Source organism: Streptomyces sp. NPDC018019 (assembly GCF_044327805.1).
In the GTDB taxonomy this organism is placed as follows: domain Bacteria; phylum Actinomycetota; class Actinomycetes; order Streptomycetales; family Streptomycetaceae; genus Streptomyces.
The window spans coordinates 165,960-179,004 of sequence record NZ_JBIRGD010000017.1 but is presented as its reverse complement, the minus strand read 5'-3'; the positions used below and the strand labels follow the sequence as shown (position 1 = coordinate 179,004).

8 protein-coding genes are annotated in these 13,045 nt (G+C 73.3%); 5 read left to right on the top strand and 3 right to left on the bottom strand.

All coding sequences use genetic code 11. The features are described from left to right. Positions 1–389: 389 nt before the first annotated feature. Complete coding sequence (locus ACH4FX_RS26810) at positions 390–1,454, top strand: S1 family peptidase (protein WP_398483065.1); 1,065 nt, start codon at positions 390–392, stop codon at positions 1,452–1,454. Between the two features lie 743 nt (positions 1,455–2,197). Here the strand turns inward: ACH4FX_RS26810 and ACH4FX_RS26805 are convergent. Next, positions 2,198–2,623, bottom strand: a complete 426-nt coding sequence (locus ACH4FX_RS26805; protein ID WP_398483063.1) for a subtilase-type protease inhibitor — start codon at positions 2,621–2,623, stop codon at positions 2,198–2,200. A gap of 483 nt (positions 2,624–3,106) precedes the next feature. Between ACH4FX_RS26805 and htpG the strand changes: the two genes are divergently transcribed. Then, positions 3,107–5,038, top strand: a complete 1,932-nt coding sequence (gene htpG / locus ACH4FX_RS26800) for a molecular chaperone HtpG (protein ID WP_398483061.1) — start codon at positions 3,107–3,109, stop codon at positions 5,036–5,038. 130 nt (positions 5,039–5,168) lie between these two features. Here the strand turns inward: htpG and ACH4FX_RS26795 are convergent, their stop codons facing one another. Continuing rightward, positions 5,169–5,840, bottom strand: a complete 672-nt coding sequence (locus ACH4FX_RS26795; protein WP_398483059.1) for a TetR family transcriptional regulator — start codon at positions 5,838–5,840, stop codon at positions 5,169–5,171. 130 nt (positions 5,841–5,970) lie between these two features. Between ACH4FX_RS26795 and ACH4FX_RS26790 the strand changes: the two genes are divergently transcribed. Then, positions 5,971–6,735: an SDR family NAD(P)-dependent oxidoreductase gene (locus ACH4FX_RS26790; protein WP_398483058.1), complete on the top strand. Its 765-nt coding sequence runs from the start codon at positions 5,971–5,973 to the stop codon at positions 6,733–6,735. 100 nt (positions 6,736–6,835) lie between these two features. Here ACH4FX_RS26790 and ACH4FX_RS26785 read toward each other — a convergent pair whose 3' ends face one another. Next, complete coding sequence (locus ACH4FX_RS26785; protein ID WP_398483056.1) at positions 6,836–7,915, bottom strand: ABC transporter permease; 1,080 nt, start codon at positions 7,913–7,915, stop codon at positions 6,836–6,838. A 244-nt stretch (positions 7,916–8,159) separates the two neighbouring features. Between ACH4FX_RS26785 and ACH4FX_RS26780 the strand changes: the two genes are divergently transcribed. Both ACH4FX_RS26780 and ACH4FX_RS26775 read left to right on the top strand, forming a co-directional pair. Then, positions 8,160–11,897, top strand: coding sequence for a DNA polymerase III subunit alpha (locus ACH4FX_RS26780; protein WP_398483054.1), 3,738 nt, complete (start codon positions 8,160–8,162; stop codon positions 11,895–11,897). Next, entirely contained in the window at positions 11,894–13,006 is a 1,113-nt protein-coding gene (locus ACH4FX_RS26775) for a DNA polymerase thumb domain-containing protein (RefSeq protein ID WP_398483052.1), read from the top strand. The genes ACH4FX_RS26780 and ACH4FX_RS26775 overlap by 4 nt, the downstream gene beginning before the upstream one ends. Positions 13,007–13,045 lie beyond the last annotated feature (39 nt).

Sequence of the window (13,045 nt, the reverse complement as noted above, 5' to 3'; positions counted from 1 at the left end):
CCTCGATGCGCTGAAGCTGTGGCGGTCCATTCCGGAACCGGTCGGCGAAGTCCGGCCGGGAACATCGGTTTTCAGACAGGTGTAGACCCCTCCTGAAGGCCGTTCGGGCCACTCCAAAGTGTTCGTTTGGTGTCCGCACAGGGAAACGACGTGCGCGGATATCGGAACTCCGGGCGAACGACCGGTTGGTCGCGTTCCGTTCTCCAGACCGGATCTCGGTCTTGTGCGCGAGCATCGCTCGTCGGAATACTTGAAACCGCGCATTGGCATGGACGCGACTTCCTGCGGCAGGCTGCGCAGCGACTCCCGTTCCGTGTCTGTTCCTCAACACCCTCCGGGCCCGCGGCCCCCCACATACCGCGGCCCATCCCCCCACGGGAGGCTTTGAGTTGAAGCACCGACGGATTCCTCAGCGGCGCGCTGCGCTGGCCGGCGCGGGAGCCCTGGCCCTCGCGGCCACCGCGTCCCTCTCCCTCGCCCACGCCGACGCGGCGGACGGCCCGGCCGTCAAGCAGCTGACCCCCGCCGCGGCCACCGCGCTCGCGTCCCAGCTCAGCGACCACGCGGCGGGTTCGTACTACGACGCGCGGGCGAAGAAGCTGGTGGTCAACGTCGTCGACCGGAAGGCGGCCGACGCCGTACGGGCCAAGGGCGCCGAGGCCAGAATGGTCCGGCACAGCCTCGCCCAGCTCGACGCGGCACGGCAGACGCTCAAGGAGCGGGCCACCATCCCCGGCACGGCCTGGGCCATGGACCCGCGGAGCAACAAGGTCGTCGTCACCGCCGACCGCACGGTCACGGGTGCCCGGCTCGGCAAACTGGACAAGGTTGTCAAGAGCCTCGGCAGCACGGCGGAACTGCGCCGCAGCAAGGGAAAGTTCACCCCGTTCCTCGCCGGCGGCGACGCGATCTGGGGGAGCAGCTCGCGCTGCTCGCTCGGCTTCAACGTCACCAAGGGCGGCCAGCCGTACTTCCTCACGGCCGGGCACTGCGGCAACGCCGTCAAGTCCTGGTCCGACAAGCAGGGCGGCCAGGAGGTCGCGGCCACCGAGGACTCCAAGTTCCCGGGCAGCGACTACGCCATCGCCAAGTACACCGCCGACATCGCCCACCCGAGCGAGGTGAACACCTACGGCGGCAGCCCGCAGAAGATCACCAAGGCCGCCGAGGCGACCGTCGGCCAGAAGGTGACGCGCAGCGGCAGTACCACCCAGGTGCACGACGGCACGGTCAAGGCGCTGAACGCGAGCGTCAACTACCAGGAAGGCACGGTCGAGGGGCTGATCCAGACCGATGTCTGTGCCGAGCCCGGCGACAGCGGCGGCGCGCTGTACGACGGTGAGTCGGCGCTGGGCCTGACCTCGGGCGGCAGCGGCAACTGCTCCTCGGGCGGCGAAACGTACTTCCAGCCGGTCCCGGCGGCCCTGAAGGCGGTCGGCGCACAGATCGGCTGACGCCGCCCGGTGCCGACGCGTTCGCGGCGCGCACCGGCATTCCGTACCGGAACGGTCCCCCGGAAGCAATTGCTGCCGGGGGGCGTTTCCGTTTTCCGGGCGGGGTGGCAAAAGAATAGGAAAGAAGTCTGTGTAATTACCGGACGCCCCGGACGCCGGCCCGGCCGGGGGTGCGGCGCGCGGGTGGCGCGCGGCATCCGTCCGTCGAGGGCGTCCGATGGAATCGTTTTCGCGATACCGGTGCCGACCGTTGAAATGTTGACGGGAATGTCATGTGACCCGCCCATTCCAAGGGAATGTGAGGCAGCTCTCAAGGGTGCCGCCTTTTGGGGAAACGGCTGGCAAATGTCCGGTATGGTCCCGGTTTCGCGGTGCGACCCGTGACGACTTCGGGAAGTCGGGAGGCTGCCGCCGAATTGCCCTCCCGGCTTTTTCCGTTCGGTGGCCGGACCGGATTTGCCAAGCCCGTTGCGGCTGGCTCTAATGATGCATCAGCCTCGTGGCCGAAAAGAATCCGGCGGACGCCGGTGAGCCGAACGCCGCGCCGTTCCGGCGGCGGCGCGAGGGTGTCCGCGCTGCCGCCCCGTGGAGGGGGCGGGGCGGCAGCGCGGACCGCGGCCCGCCGCTCCGGCCGTCCGGCCGCACGGGCCGGCCCCCCGGGTATCCGCGGATACCCGGGGGGCCGGTGTGCGGAGCGGCCGCGCGGTCGCGGCGGCCGGACCGCTCGGCGGATCACCGCCCGGTCAGAACTCGAAGACCAGGCCCTTGCCGCCCTCCAGTGCGCAGGGGTTGGCGAAGGTGTGCTCGTACGCGACGCGGCGGCCCTGCCAGACGCCGTTCGCCGTCACCACGACCGGGTTGTACTCCTTGGTGCACATACGGTCCGAGGCAGCCTTGGTGATCTTGTTGAAGTCACCGTTCGCGGTCCGGAGTTCGGCGCAGGCGGCGCGCGCCATGGGGTGCGTACCGGTCCCGGCCGAGCTGCAGCTCAGCGACACCGCACGCTGGATGGAGGCCGTCGCGGCGGTGTCCCCGTACCCGACGGTGAGCACCAACTCGGAGGGTGCGTACAGGCTCTTCGGCGTCGCGGGCTGGGCCTGGGCCGTGGTGGCCAGACCGCCGAGTGCGAGCGCCGCGCCGAGCGCGATCCCTCCAGTGATGTACCGCATTTTCGAACTCTCCTTCGGTTGTCGTCTCGAATGCCGGACGTCGAGGAGTCTGGCCGAGGCGCATCAGGAAAGCACATCGATCGGTGACTTCCAGTCGTTGGTTGAAAACTCAGCGTGGTGGCGTGAAGTCGAGCGACGGGCGTTTCGGTACGCGATGTGTGCTATGCCGTGCGGTCAGCGGGAACATCCGGGGCGCCGGGTTCCGGTCGGACCGGATGTGCGGCGAAAAACAGCCAACTCCTGTTGTTCGAGGGGGTGCAGGAGGCTCGTGCGGGTTCGCCACTAATGGCCGAAGTGCGGCTGCCTGAGGGGGTGTTGGGAGGGGGCGGACGGGTTCGCCCCGGGCGGGGGCGGGGGGCGGCGGCCCGCCGGGGCCGGGCGCCCGCGCGGCCGTGCCGCGGAACCGTGCCTGCCGCCCGACCGGCTGATCTACAGTTCTGGGGAAGGTCCGTCACCTGGTGACATGAGAAGGAATCCACGAATATGCCGACCGAGACGTTCGAGTTCCAGGTAGAAGCACGCCAGCTCCTGCAGATGATGATCCACTCGATCTACTCGAACAAGGACGTTTTCCTGCGCGAGCTGATCTCCAACGCCTCCGACGCGCTGGACAAGCTGCGGCTCGAAGCGCTGCGCGACGACACGCTCGACGCCGACACCTCCGATCTGCACATCGCCATCGAGACCGACGCCGAGGCCCGCACGCTCATCGTCCGCGACAACGGCATCGGCATGTCGCACGACGAGGTGGTCCAGCTCATCGGGACGATCGCCAACTCCGGAACCGCCAAGTTCCTCCAGGAGCTGAAGCAGGCCAAGGACGCGGCCACCGCGGAAGGGCTCATCGGGCAGTTCGGCGTCGGTTTCTACGCGGCGTTCATGGTCGCCGACGAGGTCACGCTGGTGACCCGGCGCGCGGGCCAGGAAGGGGGCACCCGCTGGTCGTCCACCGGGGAGGGCACGTACACCGTCGAGCCGGTCGACGACGCGCCGCAGGGCACGGCGGTCACGCTGCACCTCAAGCCGGTGGACCAGGAGGACCAGCTCTTCGACTACACGTCCCGCTGGAAGATCCGGGAGATCGTCAAGCGGTACTCCGACTTCATCACCTGGCCGGTCCGGATGGCCCCCGAGGCCCCGGCCGGGCAGCAGGACGGGGAGGGGGACGGCGGGGACGGCGCGGCCGCCCCCGAGCCCGAGACGCTCAACTCGATGAAGGCGCTGTGGGCGCGCTCCCGGGACGAGGTGAGCGACGAGGAGTACCACGAGCTGTACAAGCACATCAGCCACGACTGGACCGACCCGCTGGAAACCCTGCGGATGCAGGCGGAAGGCACGTTCGAGTACCAGGCGCTGCTGTTCCTGCCCTCCCGCGCGCCCCAGGACCTGTTCGCGCGGGACCACAAGCGCGGCGTACAGCTCTACGTGAAGCGCGTCTTCATCATGGACCACTGCGAAGCGCTGCTGCCCGAGTACCTGCGCTTCGTCAAGGGCGTCGTCGACGCCCAGGATCTGTCGCTCAACGTCTCCCGCGAGATCCTCCAGCAGGACCGGCAGATCCAGCTCATGCACCGCCGGCTGGTGAAGAAGGTGCTGTCCACCGTCAAGGAGATGATGACGCAGCGCCCGGAGAACTACGCCACCTTCTGGCGCGAGTTCGGCCGGGTCGTCAAGGAGGGCCTGCTCAGCGACCACGAGAACCGCGACGCCATCCTCCGTATCGCCTCCTTCGCCACCACCCACGACCCGGAGAAGCCGGCCACCCTCCAGCAGTACGTCGAGCGCATGAAGGAGGGTCAGGAGCACATCTACTTCATGACCGGCGAGTCCCGTACCGCCATCGAGAACTCGCCGCACATGGAGGCCTTCCGGGACAAGGGCTACGAGGTGCTGCTGCTGACCGACCCGGTGGACGAGGTGTGGGTCGAGACCGTGCCCGAGTTCGACGGCAAGGAGCTGCGGTCGATCGCCAAGGGCGAGGCGGACCTCGCGGAGGAGGAGACCGACGAGGCCAAGGCCGAGCGGGAGAAGCGGCAGGAGGACTTCGCGGGGCTGCTCTCCTGGATGACGGAGCGGCTCGGCGAGCAGGTCAAGGAGGTGCGGCTGTCCTCCCGCCTGACCGTCTCCCCGGCCTGCATCGTCTCGGACACCGACGACGTGACCCCGGCGCTGCGGAACATGTACCGCGCGATGGGCCAGGAGCTGCCCGAGGCCAAGCGCATCCTGGAGCTCAACCCCGGCCACCCGCTGGTCGAGGGGCTGCGCAAGGCGCAGGCCGAGCGTCCCGACGACGCGGACCTCGCCGGGACGGCCGAGCTGCTGCACGGCATGGCGCTGCTCGCCGAGGGCGGCGAACTGAGCGACCCGGCCCGCTTCACCAAGCTGATGGCGGAGCGCCTGGAGCGCGCGCTGTAAGCGCTCCGACGGGGCGGTCCGCCCGCCCCGTACGACTGCCGCCGGGTCCTTCGCGGGCCCGGCGGTGTCATGTCCGGCGCCGGTCGGGCAGGGGGCGTCTGTGCGGTACGGCGCCGGTCGGGCGGGGGTGTCAGGCCCGGCGCCGGTCCAGTCCGGACAGGCCGGCCGTCAGCGCGCGCATCCCGCGCACCACCAGCTCGGCGGGGCCGTCCTCCGGCGCGTCCGGCGCGTCGTCCGCCGCCCATGTCTCCACCGCGACCCGCATCGCCGTGTTGGCGGCCGCCGCCGCGAGCCGTACCTCCAGCGGCCCGCCGTCCGTCATCCCGGCGAGGACCGGGACCAGCGCCTCCTCGGAGTCGTGGTGCACGCGGTGCCAGACCGAGCGCAGCGCCGGGTCGTCCCGCATCACCCGCAGCAGCCCGCGCGTCCAGCGCAGCGCCTCGGCGGCCCGCTCGTCGGACGGCGTCAGCGCCTGCCGCGCCGCCTGCTCCAGCACGTCCCGCACGGGCGGCCCGTCCGGCTCCCCGGCCAGTCGGCGCAGATCCGCGAGCCACTGCCGTACGCCGACGGCGAGCAGCGGCGCGACCGAGTCCTCCTTGGTGCGGAAGTAGCGGTAGAAGGTGCGCAGAGCGACGCCGGCGGTGCGGGCGATGTCGTCGGCGGTGACGGCGGTGCCGTGCTCGGCGAACAGCGCCGCCGCGGTACGGGCGATCTCCAGCTGGGTCTCCGCCTTGCGCCGTTCGGTCAGGGAGGGGGCGGTGGGCGGCGGGGCCGGGGCAGCGGGGCGCGGTGCGGTGGGCATGGGGGTGAGCTTACGTCGCCCGTACGGCGAAAATGGCACGACCGGCAAAGGTGGCACAACGTGCCATCAAGGCGTACGGTGCCGGTGTCGTCCGCTGCGGAGGCGGACACCGAGGGCAGGAGTACGCCACATGGAGCGCTTCGACGGACGCCGCGTCCTGGTCACCGGGGCCGGATCGGGCATCGGGCGGGCCACCGTCCACCGGGTGCTGGCCGAGGGCGGCCGGGTGGTGGCCGCCGACATCAGCGAGGCGGGGCTGAAGGCCACCGCGGAGCGGGCCGTGGCGGACGGCCACGGCGACCGGCTGGGCACCGCCGTGCTGGACATCGCGGACGAGGCCGCGGTGGGTGCGGGCGTCGCCGCCGCGGTCGAGGGGCTCGGCGGGCTGGACGTCCTGGTCAACGCCGCGGGCATCCTGCGCGCCTCGCACACCCACGAGACCACCCTGGACGCCTTCAACCGGATCATCGCGGTCAACCTGACCGGCACCTTCCTGATGATCCGCGAGGCGCTGCCCGCCCTGCTGCGCGGCCGGGCGCCGGTGGTGGTCAACTTCAGCTCCACCTCCGCCGCGTTCGCGCACCCCTACATGGCGGCGTACGCGGCCAGCAAGGGCGGCATCCAGTCCATGACGCACGCCATCGCGAGCGAATACGCCAAGCAGGGGCTGCGCGCGGTGTGTGTGGCGCCGGGGTCCGTGCGGTCCGGCATGACCGACGACCCGGGCCTGCCCGCGGACGCCGACATGAGCCTGTTCGGGAAGCTGCTGCCGGCCATCGGCGAGGGCTTCGCGCCCCCGGAGACGGTCGCGGGCGTCATCGCGATGCTCGCCTCCGAGGACGGCGCGTTCATCACCGGTACGGAGATCCGCATAGACGGCGGTACGCACATGTGAGACGCCCGGTGGCCGGCGGCTCCGGGGCGGGGGCGGCGCCGGTCACCGCCGTACCGCGGTGGCCGCCGTCACCTCCGTACCGCTGCCGGCCGCACCGCCGTCACTGCCGTACCTCGCTGCGGTTGATCACCGTCCGGCCCTTGGTGAGCGCGGAGAAGACCAGCGTCAGGACGGTGCCGGCGACGGCCCAGGCGGACAGCACCAGCAGCGGGCCGGTCACCGCGTTGCCGTGGAAGTACGCGATGGAGCGGGCCACCCAGGTGCCCGCGCCCGGCGGCAGCGCGGGGCCGATCGCCCGCCAGAAGTCCGGCAGCAGGGGGTACGGGTAGGCGCCGCCCGCGCTGGGGTTGCCGGCGATCACCACCACGAGGATGGTCAGGCCGATGCCGACGATCCCGGCGATGGCCTGGAAGGCGAAGGTGGTGGCGCCCACCGCGAACACGATCAGCGCGCCCAGGCCCCACAGCCCGAAGAGGCTGCCGGGCATGGCCCCGAGGACGGGCCCGATGACGACGGCCCCGGCCAGGCCGGTGAGGACCGAGTAGACGGCGAGCGCGCCCAGCCGGATGACCGCCCGCTTGAGGTTGGTGGGGCGGGCGCCGAAGCTGATCGCGAGGATCGCGGCGCACAGGTAGCCGCCCACGCACCAGCCGACCACCAGGTAGAACGAGGACAGGCCGCGGGTGTCGTCCTGGTCCGCGGGCGCGATGTCCTGGACCTGCACGGTCCGCTTCTGGGCTTGCTCGGCCCGGGTGACCACCTGCTCGACGGCCTGGGAGAGCGACGCCCCGGAGCCGCTGGCGACCAGCAGCCTGTCGGTGCTGCCGCGCGGATCGACGATCAGCGCGCCGTCGATGTCCCGCTCCTCGATCTGCCGCGCCGCGTCCGCCTCGGAGGGGGCCGCGCGCGGGTCGAGGGGGGAGCCCGGCAGCTTGTCGAGCCGTTCGACCAGCTGCCCGCTCATCTGCTGCGGCGCGACGACCGCGAGCGCCACGTCCTTCGGCTTGGGGGAGTGGAAGGCGCCCGCGTACGACGCGATGAACAGGGCCGTCAGGGCCAGCACGCCGATCATCAGCAGCGCGGCCCGGGCCGAGATCGCGTCCTTCACCTCCCCGAGGAAGCTCCTGTCCCGGGTGTTCTCGTCCCGGATTCCGCGGGTGCCGTCGTCCGCCGTGGCCATGCGCCACTCCCTCGCCCTGTCGTGTCGAGCAGTTCCGTTCTCGGACCTTTTGCCCCATATCCTCCGGCTCATGACGGGTCTCCGCAGGCCGGGCGGGCTGATCGGGGACGGAGGCCGGGCCGGGGCGGGGTGGCGGACAGGCGCTGTTCGATTTTCGTACGGTTGTTCGAGAAAGGCGTTATGGTGGAACCGCGACGGGGGACGCAGCAACGGTCAGGGGGTGTACGAGCGGCAGGAGGCGCGGGTGCCACGGTTCACGCATCTGCACACCGCTTCGGGCTTCTCCCTGCGGTACGGCGCCGCCCACCCGGAACGGCTCGTCGAGCGCGCCGCCGAACGTGGCATGGACGCCCTCGCGCTGACCGACCGGGACGGCCTGGCCGGCGCCGTCCGCTTCGCCAGGGCCGCGGAGCGGGCCGGTGTCCGTCCGCTGTTCGGCACCGAACTGGCGGTGGCCCCGCCCATGGACGGCCACCCGGCGCCGGGCGCCGCCCCGGGGGCGGCGCGGCGGCGCGGTCCGGTGCGCGGCGGCGCCTTCATCGACGAGTCCGCGGCCCGCGCCGTCTTCCTCGCCCGGGACGGCGCGGCCGGCTGGGCCATGCTCTGCCGCCTGGTCTCGGCCGCGCACGCGACCACCCTGCCGGGAGATTCCGCACGGCCCGTACTGCCCTGGTCCGCTCTGACGGAGGCGGTGGCCGGGGCGCCGGACGCGGTGACCGTCCTGCTCGGCCCGGACTCCGAACCCGGCCGCGCGCTGGCCGCCGGGCGCCCCGACCGCGCGGCCGGGCTCCTCGCCCCCTGGCGCGAACTGTTCGGTGACGCGCTGCGCCTGGAGGTCGTCGACCACGGCCGTACCGGCACCGGCCCCGGCTCGCTGCGGCTGGCCGCCCGTACCCTCGGCTTCGCCGTCGGGCACGGCGTCCGGGCCGTGCTGACCAACGCCGTCCGCTACGCCGACCCCGGCCAGGGCCCGGTCGCCGACGTCCTGGACTCCGCCCGCCGCCTGGTGCCGGTGGACCGGCACCGCCCGGAGGCCCGGGACAGCGGCGAGCGGTGGCTCAAGGACGCGCACACGATGGCCCGTACGGCCGAGCGGGTCGCCGGGGCGGCCGGTCTCGGGCCCGGCACCGCGCGGCGGCTGCTGGAGATGACCGAGGAGACGGCCGCCCGGTGCCGGGTGGACCCGGAGGGCGACATCGGGCTGGGCACCGTCCACTTCCCCGAACCGCGCCTGGTCGGCGCCGCGCGCCGGACCGCCGGGCGGGTGCTGCGCTCGCGCTGCGCCGCCGGGATGGTGCTGCGCGGCTACGACCGCCGCCGGACGTACTGGGAGCGGATGGACCACGAGCTGGACATCATCGAACACCACGGCTTCGCCTCGTACTTCCTGACCGTCGCCCAGGTCGTCGAGGACACCCGGGAGCTGGGCATCCGGGTCACCGCGCGCGGCTCGGGCGCGGGATCGCTGGTCAACCACCTGCTGGGCATCGCACACGCCGACCCGGTCGAACAGCACCTGCTGATGGAGCGCTTCCTGTCCAAGCGCCGCGCGGTGCTGCCCGACATCGACATCGACGTGGAGTCCGCGCGCCGCCTGGAGGTCTACCGGGCGATCTTCGACCGGTTCGGCACCGAGCGGGTCGCCACCGTCGCCATGCCCGAGACCTACCGGGTCCGGCACGCCGTACGGGACGTGGGCGCCGCCCTCGGCATGGACCCGGCCGAGGTGGACCGGCTGGCCAAGTCCTTCCCGCACATCCGGGCGCGCGACGCCCGCGCGGCCCTCGCCGAACTGCCCGAGCTGCGCGGCGTGGACGCGGACCGGTACGGGCCGATGTGGGACCTGGTCGAGGCGCTGGACGCGCTGCCGCGCGGCATGGCCATGCACCCGTGCGGAGTGCTGCTCTCGGACGCCTCGCTGCTGGCCCGTACGCCCGTCGTGCCCACCCGCAGCGAGATCCCGTTCCGCGACGGCGAGGGCGGCTCCCCGCTGCCGATGTCGCAGTTCGACAAGGAGGACGTGGAGGAGATGGGGCTGCTCAAGCTGGACGTGCTGGGGGTGCGGATGCAGTCCGCGATGGCGCACGCGACCGCCGAGATCGGGCGGGCCACCGGCCGTACCGTCGACCTCGACGACCCCGCGCAGGTGCCGCCCGGCGACCCCGCCACCTACGGCCTGATCCGCTCCACCGAGACGCTCGGCTGCTTCCAGATCGAGTCGCCGGGCCAGCGCGACCTGGTCGGCCGGCTCCAGCCCGCCACCTTCCACGACCTGGTGGTCGACATCTCGCTGTTCCGCCCCGGACCGGTCTCGGCCGACATGGTGCGGCCCTTCATCGAGGCCCGGCACGGCCGCCGGCCCGCCCGCTACCCGCACCCGGACCTGGAGGGGCCGCTGCGCGAGACCTACGGCGTGGTCGTCTTCCACGAGCAGGTGATCGAGATCCTGCGGATCATGACCGGCTGCGACCGGGGCGAGGCGGACGAGAAGCGGCGCGCGCTGTCGAAGCCGGAGGTGCAGGGGCAGGTGCGGGCCTGGTTCACGGAGCGGGCCGGCCGGCGGGGGTACGCGCCCGAGGTGGTCGAACGCACCTGGGAGATCGTCGAGGCGTTCGGCTCGTACGGCTTCTGCAAGGCGCACGCGGTCGCCTTCGCGGTGCCGACGTACCAGTCCGCCTGGCTCAAGGCGCACCACCCGGCGGCCTTCTACGCCGGGCTGCTCACCCACGACCCGGGGATGTACCCGAAGCGGCTGCTGCTGGCGGACGCGCGGCGGCGCGGGGTGCCGGTGCTGCCGCTGGACGTGAACCGGTCGGCGGTCGCCCATCGAATCGAACTGGTGTCTGATGGTGGGGCGGGCCCCGGGGCCGCCCCGGCCGTCTGGGGGCTGCGACTCGCCCTGTCCGACGTGCACGGCATGAGCGAGGCCGAGGCGCGGCGCATCGAGGCGGGGCAGCCCTACTCCTCGCTCCCCGACCTGTGGCAGCGGGCCCGTCCCAGCCGCCCGGTGGCCGAACGCCTCGCCCGGGTGGGCGCGCTGGACGCCTTCGGCGCCAACCGCCGGGACCTGCTGCTGCACCTGGCCGAACTGCACGGCGGGCAGCGGGGCGTGGCCGCGGGGCAGCTGCCCCTGGACGCCGGGGACGGCACCGCCGCGTCCGTCGAGGCGGTCGAACCGGCCGGGCTGCCCGACCTGAGCGACGTCGAACGGCTCAGCGCCGAACTGGGCGTCCTCGGCATGGACACCACCCGGCACCTGATGAGCGACCACCGGGAGTTCCTCGCGGAGCTGGGGGCGGTTCCGGCCAAGCGGCTGCGCGAGGTGGAGCACGGGGAGACGGTGCTGGTCGCCGGGGCCAAGGCGGCCACCCAGACGCCGCCGATCCGCTCCGGGCGCCGGGTCATCTTCACCACCCTCGACGACAGTACGGGCCTGGTCGACTGCGCCTTCTTCGACGATCCCCCAGGCCCTGGGGGCCTGGGCGGTACCCCCACCCCTCTTGCTGCCTGCGCGCACACCGTCTTCCACTCCTGGCTGCTGCTCGTGCGCGGCACCGTCCAGCGGCGCGGGCCGCGCAGCTTCAGCGTGGTCGGCGCCGCCGCCTGGAACCTGGCCGAGCTGGCCGAACTGCGGCGTGAAGGCGGCCTGGAGGCGGTCACCGCGCGCCTCGCGGAAGGGGACCGGGCGGCGGACCCGGCCGGTGCCGTGGACGGCGGGTCCGGCCCGCAGCCGGTCCCGGAGCCGGTACCGCGCCGGGTACACGGCGAGCCGGGCCGCGCGGGCTCGGCCGCGGCCGAGGCGACCTGGGCGGCGGACCGGGCCCCGGCCGCCGCCGGGGCCGAGGCCGCACCGGCGGCCGGCCGCACCATCCGGCTGGAGACCGGCTACGAGCTGCACCCCTGGGCCGACCTCCGGCCGGCGGGCGAAGGGGCCGGCACCGGGCGCAAGTTGTGGCACGCCAGCCCGGGGAGCGCGGGATGACCGGCACGAGCGGAACGGCCGGCGGGCCCGGCACGCCCGCCGAGGTGCTGTACGTACGGTTCCGCGCCGCCGGGGACGGGGGCGCGGACGGGGCCGGGGCCGCCGGTGGCGCCAAGGGTGCGAGCGGTGAGACGGGCAGGGGCGCGGGCACTCCGCTCGGCGAGGAGACGTACGGAAACCTGCTGCGGCTGCTCGGCCAGTTCACACCGGTGATCGAGGCGCTGCCGCCGGACGCCGCGCTGGCCGACGTACGGGGAGCGCTGCGCTACTTCGAACGGGACGCCGCGGGCATCGCCGAGCTGATCCGGCTGCGGGCGCTGGCCTGGTACGGCGTGCGGTGCACCATCGGTATCGCCGGCAACCCGCTGCTCGCGCGGATGGCGGCGCAGGGCGCGGCGCCCGGCGAGGTGCGCCGGGTCCCCGGCGACGCGGTCGCGGACTTCCTCGCCCGCAAACCGGCCGCCGCGCTGCACGGCGTCGGGCCGGCGACCGCGCGCGCCCTGTGCGCGTACGGGCTGGACAGCGTCGGCCGGATCGCCGCCGCGCCGCCCGCGACCCTGCAACGCATCCTCGGCGCGAAGACCGGCCGGGCGGTGCACGACAAGGCCCGCGGCATCGACCCGAGCCCGGTCACCCCGAACGCCGCCGCCCGATCGATCGGCGCCGAACACCGCTTCGCGCACGACGAGCTGGACCCGGACCGGCGGCGGCGCGCGCTGCTCTCGCTCGCGGACGATCTCGGCGCCCGGCTGCGCGGCAGCGGCCGGGCGGCCCGCGCGCTCACCCTCACCGTCCGCTACGCCGACCGCTCCACGACGACACGCACCCGGCGGCTGCCCGAACCGACCGCGCACGGGCCCGCGCTGACGGACGCGGCGTACGCGTTGCACGCGGCGCTCGGGCTGCAACGGGCGCGCGTACGGTCCGTGGCGTTGCGGGCGGAGGACTTGTGCCGCGCCGAACTCGCCACCCGGCAGCTGATGTTCGACCCGGCCGAGGAGAAGGCGCGCCGCATCGAGGCCGCCGTGGACCGGGCGCGGGCGCGCTTCGGCGAGGCGGCGGCCCGGCCCGCGGCGAAGCTCGCTCGGCCGTACAGCCGCTCCGCGTAGCGCGGGCCGGTGCTCCTCCAATGCCGCCAGGTGCGCCTG